Origin of the sequence: Geothrix fuzhouensis, assembly GCF_024609325.1 — a bacterium.
GTDB lineage: Bacteria > Acidobacteriota > Holophagae > Holophagales > Holophagaceae > Geothrix > Geothrix fuzhouensis.
Genome location: NZ_JANHMQ010000002.1, coordinates 256,759 through 277,172 on the forward strand (window position 1 = coordinate 256,759; position 20,414 = coordinate 277,172).

The window sequence follows — 20,414 nt, forward strand, 5'->3', positions numbered from 1 at the left end:
TCATCTTCCCAACGAAGGGGGATGGGCAGCCGGCGCCGCTCGCAAATGGTCCTGAGCTGCTCATCCGAGCAGTTCGAAAGGAGCTGGTAATGGTTAAGTGGCATGGACACCTGAGTACAGATGATCCTGCAGTGTCCCACGGAACCTCGGAACGCTCACGCGGAAAAAATGCCCGGTATGCCGGGCGCTTTCCCGCGCCGTTGGAAAGTCTTCTGGCTAGTCGAGAACCTTGATCTGGGGGCGGCGTCCCGTGGCGCCGCGGCTGAGGGCCAGGTCGAAGCGCTTCGCCCGGGTTGTGAAGGTCTGGCGACCTCCTGAGAGGATGGCGATGACTTCGCCGGTATCCGCGTCGCGGACCAGGGCGGCTGGATGGAGCGTTGCGTCCCAGGTGAGCTGGACCTTGTCTTCCGAGAGGCGCTGAACCTCGGGTGACAGGGCCACGCCCGCGGTGGCGCCGAGGCTGGCGAGCGTCTTTCCGCCCTTCATGACCCTCAACCCGGCGATGGTGTCCAACGTGGTCGCGTCGATCGGGAGCGCCATGACGAAGTGGCTCTCGTGGCCTTTGGGCCAGCAGCCCAGCTCCATGAGTTCGATGGGCGCGGTGAAGACGGCAACGTTCTTCTGGTCCACGCATTCCAGCGCGTATTCCCCCGTCTTGGCCGCTGTGGATGGGAGTGCCCGGGTCCGGAAGGAGGGGAGGATCTCAACCTCGCCATTGTCGTGGACGATCCCCCGGACGATCAGGCACTCCTGGGCCGCCGCCTGTTCCCTGGCCTGCGCCTTGGGCAGGGGGGCCTCCCCGGTGCCCACCGTGAGGAAGCCGCCGGTGGCCCCTCGGAAATCCAGGATCTTCTTGTAGACGTAGTCGCTGACCCAGTCGGGTGAGCAGTAGCCCATGATGTCCTTGTAGGTGGTCGGTGCTTTCAGCAGACCCGCGGTGGTGTCGTAGCCCCAGACGCCGATGAGCCCGCCGGCGTAGGGGTAGTTGGGATCGGGGTTGGCGGCGCTTCCGCAGGGGCTGTGCTGCCGGCCCATGTTGTGGCCGGTCTCGTGGGCGAAGACTTCCGGGAAATTGCCTCCATCCTGATAGCCCGTCTTGTCCCACCCGATGGCGGTGCGGTATTTAAACGGGGTGGTCGGATCCGGGGGAACATAACCGACGCCGGCTACGCCAGAGGTGTAGCTGACGTTCAGGGCACCGAAGTAATAGCGATCGGAGGTGCCATCCAGCAGGTGCTTGGCCGTGAGGTCGCTGAGCAGCGTGTCCCAGCCAGTGCCGTCGTCCTTGAGGGTCACCGAGGAGGTGAAGGTGGCGCCCACGGTGACGTCCACGCCGGCCACGGGATACATCTGTGCCAGCCGGGCGACCCAGGCGCCCTTGTTGGCCTCGGTGATGTTCCCGGTGCCGGTGGAAAGCGCGACCGGGAAGATGGTGGTCCGGAAGGTGGGGACGGCGATCCCGCTGAAGCTGCGCACCTGCGCGTTGTTGGTTTTGTCGGCTTCTGGAATGAGGCCGCCCGGGTCGATCTCGGCGCTGATCAGGTACACCCCTTGGATGATCAGGGTGAGGTCCGTCCCCGGAACGGCCAGGTTCCAGCTGGAGGCAAGGCTGGATTCATCCAGCGAGGTGGGGACACCGGACCGGGTGGCGGCGACGACCTTCGGATAGCCCGGAACAGGCACCGCGTTGTTATCCATGACCGAGATCTTCACGGAGGGGGTCGCGGTGTTGGCCTGGTTGGCCAGCACGAAGGCCCGGATCAGGCCGTCCTTTCCAGCCACGATGGGGACGGATCCGTACAGATCCTGGGTGCTCTGGGTGAGCTGCACGTTCTCCACATGGAGGTCGAGGGTGGTGCTGGCGGTGTTGACCGTGAAGGTCTGCGTCGACGTCCCGCCCGGAGTGGTGATGACCAGGTTGCCGCTCGTGGCGCCGGCAGGCACGGTGAAGGTGAGCTGGGAGGGGCTGAGGCTGGTGGGCTGGATGGTCTGGCCGTTCAAGGTCAGCGTGGTGCCCGGATAGCCCAGGTAGCTGCCCGCGATGACCACGGGCGTTCCGATCGGACCCTGGGTCGGATTCACGCCGGTGACGACAGGGACTCCGTAGGTCACGGAGAAGTTCGTGGTGGAAGCGCCCGTGCCTTGCGCGTTCGAGATCGTGATGGGTGCGTTGCCAATGGCCGCGTTGGCAGGGATCGCGGCCGCCAAACTGGTGCCGTCCGTGAGGGCGATGGTCGCGCCGGCACCGCCGATGGTCATGCCCGTCAGCCCGAAGAAGTTCATGCCCGAGACCTGGATGACGCCTTCCCCGGCAAGGCCGGAGGTGGGGGTGAAGCTGGAGATGATCGGCTTGAGGTCGGCAGCGGGAGCCGCGAGGTTGGCCACGACATCATCGAGCAGGAAGCTGGTGGCGTTCTGGGCGTCCTCCTGGCTCTTGAAGGACAGACGGATGACCTGTCCCTTGTAGGGAAGCAGGTCCACGGTATAGGCCGTATAGTCGGCGGCGTTGAGGTTGGTCTTGGTGAGCAGGGTACCCAGAGAGGTGCCATACGTGTTCAGTGCCTCCACGATGACGGAATCCTTGACTCCCCCTCCCGTGGGTTCGGCGGTGATGATCTTCAGGTAGAAGGTGGCGTTGGCAGCCTGGGCCGTGGCCGGGATGTAGAGGTCCTGAGTGATCTGATCCGACTGCACCGACCCGTACCCGCCCAGCCAGGCATACTGGGTTCCGCTATGGGGCACCACGCCTGTGGAGCCGGTCGAGGCGCCCTGGATGATGCCGGTATCCCCTTTCCAGATGACGGGCGAGGCCTGCTCGAAGCCCGTATTCATGAGCACCTGGATGGAGCTGTTGACCGAATAGGAGCTGGCGGAGGTGGCGGTGCCGCCTGGGGTGGTCACCGACAGGGTTCCAGCCGTCAGGCCGGAGGGGGCAGTGGCCTGGATTTCCGTATCACTGGTGACTGTGAAGTCGGCGGCAAGGGTGCCGTTGAACTGCACCTGCGAGGTGCCCACGAAGTGCGTGCCCGTGAGAGTGACCACCGTACCGGCCGTGAGCGCCGTCGGCGTGAAGGCTGTGAGGGTGGGAGCCAGGGCCAAGTCGACCGTGAAGGAGGGGGAGGTGGTGAAGCCAGCGGGTGTGGTGACCCGGACAGGCCCTGTGGTGGCACTGCCAGGCACCACGGCGTCGATCTCGGAGGCGCTTACGACCTTGAAGGAGAATGCGGCTCGCCCGTTGAAGGAGACGGCCGTGGCGCCTAGCAGGTTTGTTCCGGCAAGGGCCACTGTCGCGCCGGGGGCCCCATGGGTGGGATTCACCCCGCTGAGGGTCGGCGCCGTGGAGGGGGCAGGTGGCGGGGTGGACGAACCACCCCCACCTCCACACGCCAGGAACGTCATTGCTGCCGCAAGGGCGAGGCATCGGATGGGTAGGTGGCGCATGGTGGCTCCGCAGAGATCGTTCCGCGAATCCATCAGTCAGCGGATCCAGGAGATCCTTACGTTACCTGACAATTTCGCCATTGATGACTTGAAAATCCTGATTGCTATGAAGGAGGATACTCCCTAATCCTATCACTGGCCGGAGAGGGTGCCCACCGTGATGGTGATGGGCGAGACAAGGGCTCCCGTGCCGTCGAGCACCTGGCCCTTGGTGGCGTCAGCGTTAAGACTGACGGTGCCCGAGGGCTGGGAGGCCTTGAGGTCCAGGGCGATGCGCAGCAAGGGGGCATTCAGAGAGACGGGGGTTCCGGTTCCTTTCTGCGCTGCCGTGACCTGGAGGGTGCCACCGGTGACTTTGCCCCTGAGGATTTGGGGGGCGCTGCCGAGGTTGAAGGCCGTGCCGTTCTGGACGAAGGTGCCGGCGGTATCCGTGGCCGCGACGTTGGTCCAGGCCACCTTGGCGGGGTCCGCGCTGAAGGTGGCGGTGATGCCGCTGCCCGTCGCGGACGCTGGTCCCACGAGGTCCAGCACGAGGTGGGTGGAGGTGGAGAGGGGGATGTTCTTTTTAAGCAGGTAGGTGCCCGAGGTGGGGTCAACGTAGCTGAGGCTCGTGGCCGTGGGTGGCGGTGCGGAGGACCCACCGCCTCCGCCGCCGCAGGCCAGGAAGCCCGTGAGCGCCAGGGCGGCGGAAGCGGAAAGGAACTTGGTCATCGGAGTCATGGTCAGCTCCTCACAGGCCAGCGAGCAGGAGGGCGAGGTCCGTGTCATCCACCCTACCGTCGCCATTCAGATCGCAGGTGCCGTTGGTGGTGCCGTAGTACTTCGCGAAGAAAAGCAGGTCGCGCAGATCCACCACGCCGTCAGCGTTCAGGTCCAGGGCCCCCGCCGTTTTGAGTTCCCACACCCCGCGTCCAAAGGTGGCGGCACGCAGCAGGCTGCCGTCCGGGGCTACGTACAGGTCCCGCACGGCGACCAGAGGCAGGTTGCTGCCGAAGCGATTCCAGGTGGAGCCGCCATTGCCGCTCACATACACGCCAAAATCCGTGCCTGCGTACACCTTGTTGGCGACCAGGGGATCGGCCTTCACCACATGGACCGGAATGCCGAAAGGGAAGCCGTTGCTGGCGGTGGCGCTGCCATCGAGGGCCGTCCAGCTGGCGCCACCGTTGGTGCTCTTCCATAGGTGGTTGGCGGTGCTGCTGGGGGCCACTGATCCCACGTACACCGTCGTGGGGCTGGTGCGGTCGAACTCGATGCAGCTGAGATAGGAGGCGTTTCCCGGCAGGGTTCCGCCCTTGCTCCAGGAACCGCCGCCGCTGGACGTCAGGTAGACCCGCGCCTGGTTGGCCGCAATGCCCAGTGTGTTCGGATCGCTGGCGGAGGCCGCCAGGTTGCGGATGAACAGCTCGGTTGTCGAGGTGGTGGAGGACATGTTCAGTGGCGCCGGCAGGCCACTGGTGCCGAGAGCCGCCCAGCTGGCCCCGAAGCTGGTGCTCTGGTAGACCTTCCCATTGGTGGACGTGTAGATCACCGCTGGACGGGGCGTATCACCCGGGGCCAGCTTGGGTGCAAAGGGCGCGAGATCCTTATTATTCGCCTCCGTGATGCCCGAGATGGCTTCATTGAAGGTGCTGCCGCCGTTGGTGCTGCGCCAGATGTCCGTGTAGTAGATGCTGCCCAGCACCTGGGCACCGTCCGCGGGATGGAAGACCGTCGCGAAGCCGTCACCGCCGATCATGTCCTCGAAGACGCCTTCAGTGCCCGTAAGCGTGCCTCCGGGAGAGGCGGGCTGGCGCAGGCGGGTGCCGTTGTCCTGGAGACCCAAGGAGATCCTCCACTTCGAATCCGAGGGGTTGGTCGCCGCGGTGGAACCCACGTTGGAGGCCATGTGTGAAGCCAGGCCTTTGTTGCGGCGGTTGTCCAGGAAGGTGAGGTCAAAGGACGAGGTGGGGATCGTGGCGCGGAAGGGATCCAACACCACGGCCAGGCCGCCGTCGTTGGCGACATAGAGGGTGGTTCCGGTGGGTGACCAGGCCGTGGCGTGGGAATCCGCATGGGCATAGACGTGGCCGCTGCCGAACCAGTGGGTGAGCTGGACCCAGTTCACGCCGCCATCGGTCGAGCGGTAGAGGGCGAGGTTGGCCCCGACGAAGATCCGGGATGGGCTGTTGGGATCCACCGCGAGCCCTTGGTTGTACCAGCCCTGGCCGCCATCGCTGGTCATCTGGGAGCCTGTGCCCTGGAAGAGGCCACCGCTCACCGTGGGGGCCGCCTGCCAGGTCCAGGTCACGCCTTTGTCGAGGCTCTTCAGGACGCCACGGGCGACCACTGTGCTGCTGGAGTTGGTGGTGTCTTCGAGGATGGCGTAGGCGGTGACCCCATCGTGGGCAGCCGCGATGGTGATCCGACCCGGCGTGAAACCGAGGGTGGTGCTGCTGGGCAGGGTGGCCTGCGTCCAGGAGGTGCCCGCATCGCTGGAATAGTAGATGGTGCCGGTGCTGGTGGACCCGCTGGTGGCTTCCACGGAGCACACAAGGTCTGTGCCGGTGACCTTCTGCACCGACCAGACCTGACCCGTGGACGGTCCTCCCGTCGCGGCGACGAACGAGGCTCCGCCGTCGGTGGAGACCCGGAGGCCGCTGTTGGTGCCCCAGAGGAGGTGGTTGGCATCGAGGGGCAGGATGGCGTAGGACCGGGTGGCGGCGCCGAGGCTGGCGGTGGGGGCGGCAGTCCAGGTGGTACCCCCGTCCGTGGTCTTGTAGAAGCCGCGGCCTTCGGCGTCGAAGGCATCGCCAGCGCCCAGGTAGAGGACGTTGGGATCGGTCGGGCTCATGGCCAGGGCGCCCACGGAGACATTACCTCCGCTGCTGCTGGTGGGCAGGGCGTCGGTGACGGAATACCAGGTCCAATCGCTGGTCGACGCGGGATCGGCGTTGTCGCAGCGGAAGACGCCGCCGCCGCTGGCGGCGAGGTAGAGCGTGGGGGCCGTGGGATGGGGCACAATCGCCACGGGCCGACCGCTGTCGATATCGGGGCTGGTGTTGGTGAGCTGCGAGAAGGGTCCTAGGTTCCTCCAGGTGCCACCCACGCCGGCCGGGCCGGAGATCAGGGCCGCTGGCAGGGCGGAACCGGTCAGCGGCTGAGCCACAGGAGCTGCGGATCCGCTGATCTGGAGGCGCCGGGGTGACCAGATGCGGGCCTCTTGCGTGGCCATCCGGTTCTTGTAGTCCAGGTAGTCCGGGCTGGCGAGGCCGCCGAACCAGAAAAGGTTCCAATCCCGGCGCAGGTCTGCCCGGTCATGCCCGCTGAGGACATGGGAGGTCCTGCGGTAGGGCAGATCCCGGCGCCGCTCACCGGGGTTGCCCTCCTGGGCCGCCAGGCCGGACAGGGCTGCGAACAAGATGAGGAGGGAGAGGAATTTGGTGGCCCGGCCGTTCATAGACGTCTCCAGGGAGCATCCCTGGCCCGGAGGGAACGGAATGGGGGCCAGGGGTTTCAAACTATACGACAGCCAAAGGCCCGTGCCAGTTGGGTTTTCATACTTCCACCGGGCATTCGATTGGAGCCTTCCGTTGACCCTGCCGCCGGGGGCCCCTAGGCTGAAGGTTTGGGTCTGCCGCCACCGTGATCGCCCTCCGCCCCGACAATCCGCTGATCGTTCAGAGCGACCGCACGCTGCTGCTCGAGGTGGCCAACCCGGCGTTTGAGCAGGTGCGTGACGAACTGGCCCGCTTCGCAGAGCTGGTGAAGAGCCCCGAGCACATCCACACCTACCGCATCACGCCGCTCAGCCTCTGGAACGCGTCCGCCTCGGGCGTGGCCTGCGAGGACATGATCGAGACGCTGAATACCTGGTCCAAGTACCCGGTGCCGCAGAACCTGCTGCAGGAGATCGAGGACCACGGCACCCGCTATGGCAAGCTGCGCCTGGTGGCCAAGGGCGACCGGCTGGCCCTGGAGATGGACGACCGCGGGCTCTTCTGGGAGCTGGAGAACCAGAAGTCGCTGCAGGGAATGCTGGCCGAGCCCTATCCCGATGAGAAGGGCATCTACCTGAACACGGGCATGCGCGGAGAAGTGAAGCTGCAGCTCATCCGCCTGGGCCATCCCGTGCAGGACATGGCCGGCTACAAGCCCGGCGACCCTTTGCCCTTCGAGCTGTCCCCCATCACCAAACAGAACGGCAAACCCTTCGGCCTGCGCCACTACCAGCAGGCGGCGGTGGATGTCTTCCACGCGGGCGGTGGCCCCGACGGCGGCGCCGGTGTGCTGGTGCTCCCCTGCGGCGCAGGTAAGACCGTCATCGGCATCGGCTGCATGGGCACCCTGCAGACCCACACGCTGGTGCTCACCACCAACGGCACGGCCGTGAAGCAGTGGAAGCAGGAGCTGCTCGACAAGACGACGCTCACGGAGGATCAGGTGGGCCTCTACACGGGCGACACCAAAGAGATCAAACCCGTCACCATCGCCACCTACCAGATCCTCACCTACCGCAAGAGCAAGACGGGGCCCTTCGAGCACTTCAAGCTCTTCGAGGCCGCCAACTGGGGCCTGGTGATCTACGACGAGGTGCATATGCTGCCCGCCCCGGTGTTCCGGGCGGTGGCGGAACTCCAGGCCAAGCGGCGCCTGGGCCTCACGGCCACCCTGGTGCGCGAGGACGGCAAGGAAGAGGACGTCTTCAGCCTCATCGGCCCCAAGCGCGTGGACGTGCCCTGGAAGATGCTGGAGAAGGACGGCTTCATCGCCACGGCCCACTGCCTGGAGATCCGCGTTCCGCTGCCCACGGACGAGCGCATGGACTATGCCGTGGCCGACCAGCGCCAGCGCTTCCGCATCGCCTCCGAGAACAGCCTGAAGATGGCCGTGATGGACGAGCTGCTGGCGGGCCATCCCACCGACAACATCCTCATCATCGGGCAATATCTCGAGCAGCTCCGCATCATCGGCGAGCGGCTGGGGGCGCCGGTGCTGACCGGGCAGACACCCGAGAAGGAACGGGAGAGCCTCTTCCGCCAGTTCCGCGACGGCCAGCTGCGGGTGCTCATCGTGAGCAAGGTGGCCAACTTCGCCATCGATCTGCCGGATGCCAGCGTGGCCATCCAGATGAGCGGGACCTTCGGGTCGCGGCAGGAGGAAGCCCAGCGCCTGGGCCGCATCCTGCGCCCCAAGGGCGAGCGGAACGTGAGCTACTTCTACAGCCTCATCAGCCGCGACACCACGGAGCAGGAGTTCGCCCGGAATCGCCAGCTGTTCCTGACCGAGCAGGGCTACCGTTACCTCATCGAAAGCCGCCACTTTGACGAGACTGGCCGCCTCAGCGAGCCCGCCGTCTGGAAACGGTTGCGAGAAGAAACCGCAGGCTGACGCCGTCGCGCCTCATGCAACTTGATGTCGCATGAGAAGCCCAGGCGTCCTGCGGTTTAAGGCAGGCTGACGCCGCTTGTTTTGGTATGGCTGGCTGCCGTGTGGAATGTCCAGGTCGCCCGCCCCCAAGGGTGCTTTGGCCTCGCAGGCCGTTGGCGCGTCAATTGCCGTGACACATGTGTCAATAAGTCGATTAAATATTAGTAAAGATCATGGCTGGCGAGGAAGTGTACTATGCCAGTCCACGGCATGATTTACACCGATGGCCCCGAGTCCGGCTCCATGAAACCTCTGGTCCTGCACATCCCAGGAAGGCCGCCCGTCCCCCTGGGAGGGGAGGCGCAGTCCTGGACCTTGGGGCGCTCCTCTCAAAATGACGTGGTCATCCCCGACGCCAGCCTGAGCCGCCACCACGCACGGATCAGCCTGAAGGATGGCGTCGCCTATCTGGAGGACCTGGGTTCCCTGAATGGGACTTCCATCCATGGGGAGCGGATCAGCTCGATCCACCCCTTGCAGGAGGGTGACGAGTTCCTGCTCGGGCAGGTCACCGTGCGGTTGGGGGAACCCCAGCAGGGGCCCAGGGTCCACATTGGCCCGGATGGGGATACCTCGTCGTCGGCCGGCTCGCTGGTGCTGCCTCTCGAGCGGTTGCGGGCGGCTCCGATCCGGAGCGAGGCGCCGGGAACCTTCCGGCTCCGTGAAGTGGTCCGGGAACTCCAGGGGCTCTCCCTGGAACTCCTGGAGGACAGCCCTCCGGAACAGCTGCTCAAGCACCTGCTGGACCGGCTCTGGACCCTGCTCAGGCCCTGGCGGGCCGCCGTACTGCTCCAGGATGCCAATGCGGATCTCCACGCCGTGGCTTCTCGGGGCCCCGAAGGCCACCAGCCGATCCTGCTGGCCCACAGCCTTGTGGAGGCCGCCCTGCAGCGGAAGGAATCCGTGCTCTTCAACATCCTCGCGGACAATCAGGGGTTGGCCTCACCCTCGCTCGTGAGCAGCGGCATCACCTCGGCAATGGTCACTCCACTGGAGCATCAGGGCGTGGTGAAAGGCCTGCTGTACCTGGATTCTCACCCCCCCCGGCCCCCTTTCGATGAAGAGGATCTCAGGCTGGCGAGCACCCTGGCCCATTTGGCCACGGCCAAGCTCGAGCAGGCCCGCATGCGGGAGGAGGCCCAGGCCCGGAAGAAACTCGACCAGGAACTGGATCTCGCCCGCCACATCCAGCAGGGGCTCCTGCCCGGGTTCCCCCCGGAGGTGGAGGGTTTCGAGGTGCACGGCAACAACCTCCCCAGCCGCCAGGTGTCCGGGGATTTGTTCGGTTGGTGGCTCCGCCAGGATGGTCAGTGGCTCTTCTGCCTGGCTGATGTGAGCGGCAAAGGCCTCGGGCCGGGTCTTCTGATGGCCTCCATGCAGGCGACGCTGGAGGCCTGGACGGAACGCGACATGGCGGTGAACGACGTGGCCTTCCAACTCTCGCGGGCCGTGGCTCGGCACACGGATGGGCGACGCTTCATCACAGCCTTCCTGGTCCTGCTGGACCCCGCGACAGGACGGCTCAGCTATACGAATGCAGGACACAACCCCGGCCTCTTCATCCGCCGCGGGGGGACCGTCGACCTGCTCGAATCGCAGGGACTGCCCATCGGCATGCTTCCTGGGAACCCCTATGGGACTGCGTCCATGACCATGCGATCCGGGGACCTGCTGGCCCTGTACACCGATGGCATCACCGAAAGCGCGGATCCGGCGGGGAATGAATTCGGCGAGGCGGCCTTGATCGACTTCCTCCTGGCTCAGCGCTCCGAGCCGCTTGCGGCGATGGAGGCCCGCCTCATGGAGGAACTGGATCGGTACACCCACGGTGAACCCTACCTTGATGACCGGACGATCCTGCTGGTGCGAAGGACCTAGGGCCCGAGCCCAGGATACTTAGCGCCAGAGCCCAGGATGCAGCAGCGACTGTGCGCCCAGCCAGCGATCCAGGGGCCAGGCGAGGAGGGCGGCGAGGAGACCCGCCAGCCCATCATCCGCCACCACCCCCCATCCACCGGGGAGCTGCTGCGCGCGATCCACGGCTCCGGGTTTCCAAATGTCGAAGAGGCGGAAGAGCAGGAAGGGCGCCACGAGCCGTGCCATCCACAGGGTCCAGGGCTGCGGTTGGATGGTCACCGTAAAGAGCAGGGGAGTCACGGCGATCCAGATGCCAGCCCACTCGTCGGCCACCACGAAGGAGGGATCCTTCAGGCCCGTCTCGGCCACCACGCGATCCGCCGCCCACACAGCCATCAGGGCGAGGGCCAGCGGCGCCACCAGGAGGACCCAGGCCGGCAGGGCCCAGCCGCGGATGACCCACACCAGCACAAGCCAGGCGGCCAGGCCGGACAGGCTGCCCCAGGTGCCCGGCGCGGGTTTCAGGTAGCCGCTGCCGAAGCCCGTGGCGAGCCACCAGGCGGGCCGGGGTGCCTTATACATGTCTGAGGGCCTCCACAATGCGCAGCCGCGCGGCCTTCAGGCCGGGGAACAAGGCGCTCAGCTGGAGGGTGGCCTGAATGCCAATGGCCACGATGAGGTAGACGGCAGGCACAAAGTGGATGTCCAGTTCGTACCCATGGCTGGTGCCCGGTGGGGCGGGCATCTGGATGTGCAGGGCGTTGAGGCCCGCCCTAAGCAGCAGCGTGGCCGCCAGGCCCAGGGCACTGCCCATGAGGCCCAGGAAAGCACCTTCCCACTGAAGGAGGATCAGCAACTGGCCGGGCTGGAGGCCCATGGCCCGCAGGACGCCGAACTCGCGAACGCGCTCCATGACCGACATCAGCAGTGTGTTGGCCGTGGCCAGCAGCACCACCAGGAAGAGCACCAGGCCCATGAAGCCGAAGATGGCGTAGTAGAGCAGCTTCACCTGCCGGTAGAAGGAGGCCAGCTCGAACCAGGGTTTCACAGACGTCTCCGGCAGCAGGGCCTGGATGCGCGCCTGCTCGGCGACGGTGTCCTGGGGCCGCTTCAGCACGATGGACAGCCGCGAGCGGGCCGGACCGGCGTCCAGCAGTTGGTTCGCGGTGGCCAGGCTGACGGTGAGGAGGCGATCGTTCAGTTCTCTTAACCCCAGGTCCTGGAGACCGATCACTTCCACATCCACGGCATTCAGGGCGCCATCCCGGGTGGTGGACATGAGGGTGAGCAGGCTGCCCACCGAGGCACCCAGGCTGTGGGCTAGCCCGGCGCCGAGGATCACCTCGCGGGCCGAAGGGTCGGCCGAAAGCCAGTGGGAGCCCGCACCGCCGGAGGCTTTGGCGCCGTCTTTCAGCGAATCAAGACAGGCCATGTATTTGGGTTCGAGCACGGGATCCACGGCCGTGCCGAGGAAGGCCACGCTCTTCGCGCCGCTGGACAGCAGGCCCATGAATTGGCTGCGCGGCAGCACCTCCGCCACGGCGGGATCCTGACGCAGTCGCGCCGCCAGCGACTCACCGTCGGGCAGGGCCTTCTCCAGGCTCTGGGCTTCGTCGCCTTCCATGGCCCCGGGGGGCATCACCTGGAGGTGGCCCAGGCCGCCGCGGATGGCCGCGTCCGAAAGCCCCTGAAAGGTCTGGGCCATGAAGCCCCCCGCCAGGCTGAGGGCGAGGAAACCCGCCACCACCACCATCAAGGTGAGCGCTGTCCGCCGCCGCTGGCGCAGCAGGTTCCGAAGGGCCAGGCGCGGGAGGATCACAGGCGCTCCTCCCCGATCAGCTGTCCGTCCATGAGGCGGAACACGCGATGGGCCCGGGTGATGACGGCGGGATCGTGGCTGGCCACGAGGAAGGTCACGCCGCGCTCGGCGGCCAGTTCGGCCATGAGGTCCATGAGCGGTCCGCCGTGGGCGTGATCAAGGCTGGCGGTGGGTTCATCCGCCAGCACCAGGAGTGGATCCGGGGCCAGGGCCCGGGCAATGGCGGCACGCTGCTGTTGGCCGCCGCTCAGCTGGCCGGGGCGGTGTTGCAGACGGTCCCCAAGGCCCACCCGGTCCAGGGCGAGCTTGGCGCGATGTTGGGCCTCAGCCTCGGCGACGCCTTGGAGCTGCAGAGGCAGCATCACGTTCTCCAGGGCCGACAGCACCGGCACCAGGTTGAAGGCCTGGAACACGAAACCCAGGCGCCGCAGGCGCAGGTCGCAGCGTTCCCGCTCGGACAGACTGGACACTTGCTGTCCATCCAGCAGGACGGTGCCCTCGTCGGGCTGATCCAGCAGGCCGGCGAGCTGGAGCAGCGTGGTCTTGCCGCTGCCGCTGGGGCCGGCCAGCACGGCCAGGCAGCCCTTCGGCACCTCCAATGACACGCCGAACACACCGGCGCGTTCGCCGCCAAGTTCGTAGGCGCGGGTCAGGTTGCGGAATTGCAGCATCGAACCAGTGTAACGGTCCCTGGCCTCAGAATTGCATGGCGTAAGCCACCTTCGCGAAGAGGCCCCGCTCCACCATGCGCTCGGAGGGGATCACCGCCGTGGGATCCTGCCGCCGCTGGCCTGACCAGCCCAGGTAAGCATTGGTGAAGGCGTTGGGCTGCCAGCCCACGAAGGCCTTGAGGAACTTGTCCACCCCAACGATCTCGGAGCCGTCGTACCGCACCACGAAGGCCTGGGCCTTCAGGTAGAAGGCATGCGGCATCTGATAGGTGGCGGTGGTGGCGAGCTTGCGGGCCCGCACGAGCCGGAGGTCGTCGGACTCGCGATCCAGCACGGTCCTCTGGGCCGAGAGGTCGTAGCTCAGATCACCGACCGCACCGTGAGAACTGAAGCTGGTGGTGCGGATACGTGCCGGGGCGCCCGAGGCCAGGTCGATGGTGCGCCCGGTCGTCGCCCGCACCAGCATCTGGGCCCAGATGAGTTTCTTCCAGCTCAACGCCAGGTTGATATTGCGGGTGGCGTTCGAGGTCACCTCATCGTTGGCCCAGGTCCGCCCGGCGATGTCCCAGTCCAGGCTCCAGGCCCAGCGGTTGGCGGTCTCCACATAGCTGCTCAGGCCCACGGCCCGATCGAAGGGATTGCCGTCCCACCACACGAGCCGGCGGAGGCGCAGGTAGGTGTTCGCCTGGGAGAACCTCCCGCCGTTCCAGTTGCCCTGCCACCCGAAGGTCCCGTTCTGTTGGCGGTAGCCCCGAAGGTCCGTGAACCCCGATACCAGCACCAGCCCGGGGCTCGTGGCCTGACTGACGGCCGAGGCGAACCAGTGGCGGGTGTTCCAGTCCAGTTCGGCGGAGGTCGATGTCCCCCGCTGGGAGAGGAGGCTGCCGTCGGCCTGGGGGAGGCGTGAGGTGGCGGCCATGGCGCTGCCGATGACGTGGAACTCGGAACCCAGATACTGGTCGAGGTAGATCCCCCCGCTCTGGCCGCCAGTGTCGGCGGGCCCACCCATCAGGCGCTTGTCCGTGCCGAGGAAGGAGATTCCGGAGCCTCGGCCCCCCACCTGGAGGCGCAGCGCGGCCGCGGTGTCCTGGGTGGGCAGGCCCTCGATACCCTGGGCGCCATTGGCGCTCAGCATGAGGCCGCCGTCCTCGTCCTTGGCGTGGAGCAGGGTCCAGCTGGCCAGGGAGCCCTGGCCGGAGGCCTTGAGACCGTACAGCGGGCTCTGGATGGATCGGCTGAAGAACTGGCGCTGGGCCGCCGGAGGGGAGAGCAGGTCCATCCCCTCCAGGAAGAAGGGCCGGCGTTCGGGGTAGAACACCTTGAAGCGGCTGTTGATCTGGAGCGGGTCGACGTCCGCGTCCGCCGTGGCGAAGTCGGGCCGGTAGGTGCCCTCGAATGTGAGGGCCGTGGTGGCGTAGCGGGCATCCAGGCCCAGCCGGGCCTTGGATTCCACGGGCGCGCCCGGGTTGGTTTCCAGCGACTGCGTGCGGGTGTAGGTGGCGAAGGGAATCAGGAGGAACGGTGAGCCGGGCTTGTCCACCGGGGCGCCGGAGACCCGGGCCATCTGGCAGATGTCGCACTGCACGTCCTTGCTCATGCGGGGCCAGGAGATGCCGTAGCGCCGCTCCCGCGGAATGATGCGCAGGATGCGGAAGGCCCAGTCGCCGGGACGCCGGCGCAGGCTGCTGTAGGGGATGCGCATCTTCACGACATAGCCGTCCGGCGTCAGCACGCCGGTGGAATCCCAGAGGCAGTTGTACGAAGCGTTCTCGCCGGTGCTGTCCGTCATGATCTCGTCGATCTGGCCGCCCAGGGGCGTCACGAAGAACCGGGCGATGCTCTGGCCCTTGCCGGAGGGATCCAGGTCCACGCCCACGAAGTCGAAGTCGCCGTTGTTCGTGTCCCGCATGTGGTGGGCGGCGTGGATCTTCGCGGGCTCGGGGTCCTTCGCCTCCACGGCGACGTAGAGCGCGTCGGAACCCCAGCCCACATGGACGATGGTGGGCCAGCGGTTCTCACCATGGTCGTCCGGCATGATCATGCCGAACTCGGTGAGGACCAGGGCCTCCTTCCAGGTGGAGAGGTCCGCGTCGCGGGCCATGGAAGGCGCCTGGGCCAGCCGGGGGATGGCCAGGTGCAGCGGGTTGGGGGCCTGGGAGGCCAGGATGGGCAGGCAGGCAAAAGCCAAGACCGGGAAGCGCATGAAAGATCCCTGAAACGGTTCCCATGGCCTACGAGTGACTTCGGAGATCCGTTTAGAACCCTTGGCCTGAGCGCGCGTAGTTCAGCGTTTGGCGGGAGCTGGCGCCGCTGCGGGCTTGGCGGCCTTGCCCCTGGGATCATCCGGCTTGGGACCGATGGCCTTGACATCCTTGCCCCTGGGATCATCCGGCTTGGGGCCGATAGCCTTGACGTTCTTGCCCCTGGGATCATCCGGCTTGGGACCGATGGCCTTGGCCGGGGTTTGGGCCGGGGCCTTGGCGGTCGGCGGCGCGGCCTGAAGGGCGACGGCCATGAAGAGACCGATCGGGAGAAGGGAGGCCAGGGCGACGGAAGGGCGCATGGAAGCTCCTGTGGAGGTGGTTGTGGGAGGTGACCCACAGGTTAGCCGGATTGGTGCTGAAGGTGGGAGGCGGGAGGTGCCCATGGTGGCCGACCTCGCCCTGGTTATTTCCAGGTCGGATGCGTTCAAGTGGTGGAACCCAATCCGAGGAATGCGAATGTCAGAAGCCGAGGAAGCCGCTGTCCCAAGGCCTGAAGCCGACCGTATGAACCAGGCCTTCGCCGGTGTGGGCGCGGCCCTGGGCCTGGTCGTCTGGCTGAACCTGTTTCCGATTCCCCTGATGATCGCTTCGACGATCGCCCACAAGTCCCACCCGTGGCTTGGGGTCTGCCTGGGAGCCCTGGCCATGCTGACGGTGGTGCCGGGGATCCTCCGGGTGGCGAAATCCGCCTGGGGTAAGGACTGGCGCAAGGCCCTGCCTTTGGCTCCGGTGACTCCCGGTGTCCTGGTGTGGACGGTCCTCTGTGTCCTGGCCCTGCTGCCGGTGGTGGTGGCCTGGGCGTGGTCCCTTGAGCGTACCGTGGGCCTGCCCCATGTCTCGGATCCCCTGGCTTCGGTGGGGGTGCTGGGAGTGGTGCTCGGTGCCCCCATCGCGGAGGAGGTGCTCTTCCGGGGTTACGGCCTGGCGAGGATCCGCGAGCTCGGCGGGGAACGACGGGCCCTCCTGCTCACCGCCTTGATGTTCGCCCTGGCGCACGGCAGCTGGGCCAAGCTCCCCGGAACTTTCGTCCTCGGGCTTCTCCTGGGTTGGCTCGTGCTGCGCACCGGCTCTCTGTGGCCAGCCTTCCTGGGACATTTCATCAACAACAGTGTGGTCCTTGCCTTGGGCCGGCTGAATCCGATGCCTTCCTTCGATCAGGCCAAAGGATCCTGGATGGTCATCCTGCTGGTGGGAGCCGCGGGTCTCGTCGGCCTCGCCATGCTTTGGTCGCCGCAGGTTCGCGGACGGATCAGGGGGCTGAGCGCTTCGACCTGAAGGCCGCTTCATAGGCGGTGGTACTGGCCTCCGGGCCGCCCTCTTCGACCTCGCCAATAAGGTCGTAGGCGTGGGCCTCAACCCCGAGCCGGGTCGCATCTGGGGCTGCGGGGCAGCCTCAGATGCGGGGCATCCGGCCGGGCGTTGATGCCAGGAAGGCCCCGACTAGGACCGCTGGCGGTTCCGGAACGCCTGCTCGTAGGAGGCTGTGCTCGCGTCGAGGCCCCCCTCTTCGACCTCGCCAATAAGGTCGTAGGCGTGGGCTTTCACGATGCGCACCCGCTGGATGGTGTTCACCTGGGGCGCGCCGTCCACCAGCAGCACGTTGCCATCGATCTCGGGGGCCTGGCCCTGGTGGCGGCCCTTCACGAGGAGATCCGTCTCCTCGTGGGCGCCTTCCACCAGCACGTCGATCACCTGGCCCACCTTCTCCTGGTTCTTCTCCCGGGCGATCTTCTGCTGCAGCTCGAGGATGCGCCGCTTGCGGGCCTCCTTGGTGCGCTTCGGGATGGGGTCGCCCAGATCATAAGCGGTGGTGCCTTCCTCGGGGCTGTAGGTGAAGACGCCCACATGATCGAAGCGGGCCTCCTGCACGAAGGCCTTCAGCTCCTGGAAGGCGGCCTCGTCTTCGCCGGGGAAGCCCACGATGAAGTTGGACCGGATGGCGATGCCCGGGACGATGCGACGAACCTTCTCAATGAGCTTCAGGAACGAAGCCCGGCTGCCGCCCCGGGCCATGGCCTTGAGGATGGCGGCATCCGCGTGCTGCAGGGGCATGTCCAGGTAGCGCGCGCAGTTGGGCGTTTCGGCAATGGCGTGGAGCAGGCCGTCGGTCAGGCGGTTGGGATAGGCGTAGTGGATGCGGAACCACCGCAGGCCATTGACCGAGCCTAAGGCGCGCACGAGCTTCTCCAGCGCGTCGGGATCGCCGAAGTCGCGGCCGTAGTCCGTGGTGTCCTGGCCCACGAGGCTGATCTCCAGCACACCCTGTGCCACCAGGTTCATCGCCTCGGCCACGACACTCGCGATGCTGCGGCTGCGCTGGGCGCCCCGGAGCTGCGGGATCACGCAGAAGGCGCAGGCATGGTCGCAGCCCTCGCTGATCTTGAGGTAGGCACTGGCCTTGGGGGTGGTGAGCATCCGTGGGCTGGCCTCGGTGTAGAGGTAGTCGGGGTTGGGGTTCAGCTCGAAGGCCGCGCCGGCGCCGATGACTTCGGCGATCTGCTCGATGTCCCGGGTGCCGATGCAGGCGTCGATCTCCGGCATCTCGGTCATGAGCTCGTCGCGGTAGCGTTCCACCAGGCAGCCGGCGACGATGAGCTTCTCGCAGGCGCCTTCCTTCTTCATCGACGCGGCCTGGAGGATGGCCTCGACGCTCTCCTGCTTGGCCGCGTCGATGAAGCCGCAGGTGTTCACCACCAGCACCTGGGCCTCTTCCAGCACGGGGGTGATCTGGTAGCCCTTGAGGCGCAGATGGCCCAGCATGACTTCCGAATCCACCAGGTTCTTGGGGCAGCCCAGGGACATGAAACCGACTTTGGTCAACGGATCTCCAACCACCTGCTGGTGGAACCTCATAGAATACCGCGTCCGGCCGATAAGAGTGCCTAACCAAACCCGACGCGGTCGCGAGAAAGTCAGGTGGGATGCACCGCAGATATCAGTTTGTCTCGCGCATCGCCGAAGGCGATACCGAGAAGGAAGGGCCCGCGGGGCGATGCGGGACATCGTTCAAGGGCTCTGACGCCGCGGGGCGCCCACCTGGTTTTCTCCCTCCGGGCGAGGGCCGGCGGGCGTCGCGATGCCGCGTCACGCTCGTCGCGCGTAGTACCCGGTACGCGTCTCCTCGCGTTCCTCGCCTCGCTCGCCCGGCGGCTCTCGCACGGCCCCATGGGGGCTTGGTTAGGCACTCAGGATCAGCAGCGCATGCTAAACTCAATCTCCCCCTCCGGATCGGCCATGAAACTCACCCTCCAGGTTGACGGTGCCCTGCATCCCGTGACCCTCACGGAGGATGGTGTGACCATCGGGCGGGGCGACCAGGCCACCATCCGCATCCAGGCCAATGCCGTGAGCCGGGTCCATGCCCGCATCTTCCTCAAGGATGGCCAGCCGCACGTGATGGACATGAAGTCCCTCAACGGGACCTCCCTGAACGGCGTGACCCTGTCTGAGCCGGCGCCCCTGCATCCTGAGGACACGGTGCTGCTGGGCGAGGCCATGGTGAGGTGGGTTCCTGACCGCGCCTCGGGGGGGCCGGCCTCAGGATTGAATCCCGCCCTGACATCAAGATCCGGAACTTCACGGATTTCGCTGGAGGACCGCGCCTTCGATGCCTCCGGGTCCATCCTCGTCCCCCACGCCAGCCTGGAGGCCATGCTGGCCCAGGCGGGCGGCCAGCATCCGGCAGGCGAGGCGGTGACCCTGTTCCAGCGCCTGGCCTCCATGGCCGGCACCCTGCTCCGGGCGGCGGGCCTGACGGAGCTGCTGGAATCCGTCATGAGTCTGGTGACCTCCCAGATTCCCTGTCAGCGCGGGTTCATCCTGCTGGTGGACGCGGGGGGCGAGCTGGTGCCCGAGCTGGCCTGGGAGGAGCAGCCGGGCCTGAATCCCAATCCCATCAGCCGCACCATCGCCCGCACGGCGATGAAAGACCGGGTGGCCATCCTCACCACGGATGCCCGCATGGATCCCCGGTTCAGCGCCGGCGAGAGCATCAAGATCCACGGCATCACCTCGGCCCTCTGTGCTCCGCTCATCGTGGAGAACCAGTCCCTGGGCGTCATCTATCTGGAGACGAGCCTCAGCAAGGGCAGCTTCAAGCGCGAGGATGAGCATCTGCTGAGCGCCATGGCCAACTTCGCCGCCGTGGGCATCCAGCGCGAGCGCGAGGCCAAGTTCCGCCAGCGGCTGGAGCGGTACCACAGTCCCGCCGTGGTGGACCAGATCCTCAAGTCCAGCCAGAACAAGGAGGCACCCGCCCTCCAGGCCCAGCGCTGCCAGATCAGCGTGCTCTTCGCCGACATCTCGGGCTTCACCCGCATGAGCGAAGGCATGGAGCCCCTGGTGCTCGCGGGCATCCTGAACCGCACCTTCGAGGCCATGACCGACCAGATCTTCAGCCGGGGCGGCACCCTCGACAAGTACATCGGCGACGCGATCATGGCGTTCTTCGGCGCGCCGAGTCCCGATCCGGACCATGCCCGGCATGCGGTGGAAGCCGCGGCCGCCATGCAGGAGACCCTGCGGACCCTGAACGCCGGCCGGCCCGAGGGGTATCCCGAGCTGCGGATGCGGATCGGCATCAACAGCGGCGAGGCCTTTGCGGGTGACATCGGCTGCGAGAAGCGCATGGACTACACCGTCATGGGCAGCACCGTGAACCTGGCCTCGCGGCTGGAGAGCAGCGTGGCCAAGGCGGGCCAGATCGTCATCGGACCGCACACGGCCGGGCTGGTAGATCAGGAGCACCTCCGGCAACTGGAAGGCTTCCTGCTCAAGGGCATCGAGCAGGAGGTCCGGCCCTTCGAGGTGCTGTGGGAACAGACCACCCAATCGGCCGCCCGCGAGTCGAGATAGAGGCAGGACCCGCTTGCCCTGTTTATGTCCCATGCGACCTCCGGATTGAAGTCCGGCTCAAGCTGCTTGTATCCCGCCTATACCGCCACTAAGCTCTAG

Annotated in this window: 13 protein-coding genes; 4 read left to right on the plus strand and 9 right to left on the minus strand. The window is 66.6% G+C overall.

The window, feature by feature from the left end; genetic code table 11:
* Positions 1-216 precede the first annotated feature (216 nt).
* The 3 genes from NOV74_RS08400 to NOV74_RS08410 form a co-directional block, all read right to left on the minus strand.
* On the minus strand, positions 217-3,441 hold the full coding sequence (locus NOV74_RS08400; RefSeq protein ID WP_257311046.1) for a choice-of-anchor Z repeating domain-containing protein: 3,225 nt from the start codon (positions 3,439-3,441) through the stop codon (positions 217-219).
* Positions 3,442-3,573: 132 nt separating this feature from the next.
* Positions 3,574-4,161: a hypothetical protein gene (locus NOV74_RS08405; RefSeq protein ID WP_257311048.1), complete on the minus strand. Its 588-nt coding sequence runs from the start codon at positions 4,159-4,161 to the stop codon at positions 3,574-3,576.
* Positions 4,162-4,171: 10 nt separating this feature from the next.
* Positions 4,172-6,880, minus strand: a complete 2,709-nt coding sequence (locus NOV74_RS08410) for a DUF6242 domain-containing protein (protein WP_257311049.1) — start codon at positions 6,878-6,880, stop codon at positions 4,172-4,174.
* 185 nt (positions 6,881-7,065) lie between these two features.
* Here NOV74_RS08410 and NOV74_RS08415 point away from each other — a divergent pair, with 185 nt between their 5' ends.
* Together NOV74_RS08415 and NOV74_RS08420 are read left to right on the plus strand one after the other, a co-directional pair.
* Positions 7,066-8,811, plus strand: a complete 1,746-nt coding sequence (locus tag NOV74_RS08415; protein WP_257311050.1) for a DNA repair helicase XPB — start codon at positions 7,066-7,068, stop codon at positions 8,809-8,811.
* 282 nt (positions 8,812-9,093) lie between these two features.
* Complete coding sequence (locus tag NOV74_RS08420; protein ID WP_257311051.1) at positions 9,094-10,728, plus strand: SpoIIE family protein phosphatase; 1,635 nt, start codon at positions 9,094-9,096, stop codon at positions 10,726-10,728.
* An 18-nt stretch (positions 10,729-10,746) separates the two neighbouring features.
* On the opposite strand, the gene NOV74_RS08425 is transcribed toward NOV74_RS08420, so the two are convergent.
* From NOV74_RS08425 to NOV74_RS08445, 5 genes are all read right to left on the minus strand, one after another.
* Positions 10,747-11,289: a phosphatidylglycerophosphatase A family protein gene (locus NOV74_RS08425; RefSeq protein ID WP_257311052.1), complete on the minus strand. Its 543-nt coding sequence runs from the start codon at positions 11,287-11,289 to the stop codon at positions 10,747-10,749.
* Positions 11,282-12,526, minus strand: a complete 1,245-nt coding sequence (locus tag NOV74_RS08430; RefSeq protein ID WP_257311054.1) for an ABC transporter permease — start codon at positions 12,524-12,526, stop codon at positions 11,282-11,284. The genes NOV74_RS08425 and NOV74_RS08430 overlap by 8 nt, the downstream gene beginning before the upstream one ends.
* A complete protein-coding gene (locus NOV74_RS08435; RefSeq protein ID WP_257311056.1) occupies positions 12,523-13,197 on the minus strand; it encodes an ABC transporter ATP-binding protein in 675 nt (224 codons plus the stop codon). The genes NOV74_RS08430 and NOV74_RS08435 overlap by 4 nt, the downstream gene beginning before the upstream one ends.
* A 25-nt stretch (positions 13,198-13,222) precedes the next feature.
* Entirely contained in the window at positions 13,223-15,400 is a 2,178-nt protein-coding gene (locus NOV74_RS08440; protein WP_257311057.1) for a DUF5916 domain-containing protein, read from the minus strand.
* An 81-nt stretch (positions 15,401-15,481) separates the two neighbouring features.
* The gene (locus tag NOV74_RS08445) at positions 15,482-15,760 is read right to left on the minus strand and encodes a hypothetical protein (protein ID WP_257311059.1); all 279 of its coding nucleotides are present in this window, start codon (positions 15,758-15,760) and stop codon (positions 15,482-15,484) included.
* Between the two features lie 205 nt (positions 15,761-15,965).
* On the opposite strand from NOV74_RS08445, the gene NOV74_RS08450 reads away from it, so the two are divergent.
* A complete protein-coding gene (locus NOV74_RS08450) occupies positions 15,966-16,736 on the plus strand; it encodes a CPBP family intramembrane glutamic endopeptidase (protein WP_257311060.1) in 771 nt (256 codons plus the stop codon).
* A 165-nt stretch (positions 16,737-16,901) separates the two neighbouring features.
* On the opposite strand, the gene rimO is transcribed toward NOV74_RS08450, so the two are convergent.
* The gene (gene rimO / locus NOV74_RS08455) at positions 16,902-18,281 is read right to left on the minus strand and encodes a 30S ribosomal protein S12 methylthiotransferase RimO (protein ID WP_257311061.1); all 1,380 of its coding nucleotides are present in this window, start codon (positions 18,279-18,281) and stop codon (positions 16,902-16,904) included.
* 414 nt (positions 18,282-18,695) lie between these two features.
* Between rimO and NOV74_RS08460 the strand changes: the two genes are divergently transcribed.
* Complete coding sequence (locus tag NOV74_RS08460) at positions 18,696-20,315, plus strand: adenylate/guanylate cyclase domain-containing protein (protein ID WP_257311063.1); 1,620 nt, start codon at positions 18,696-18,698, stop codon at positions 20,313-20,315.
* Positions 20,316-20,414 lie beyond the last annotated feature (99 nt).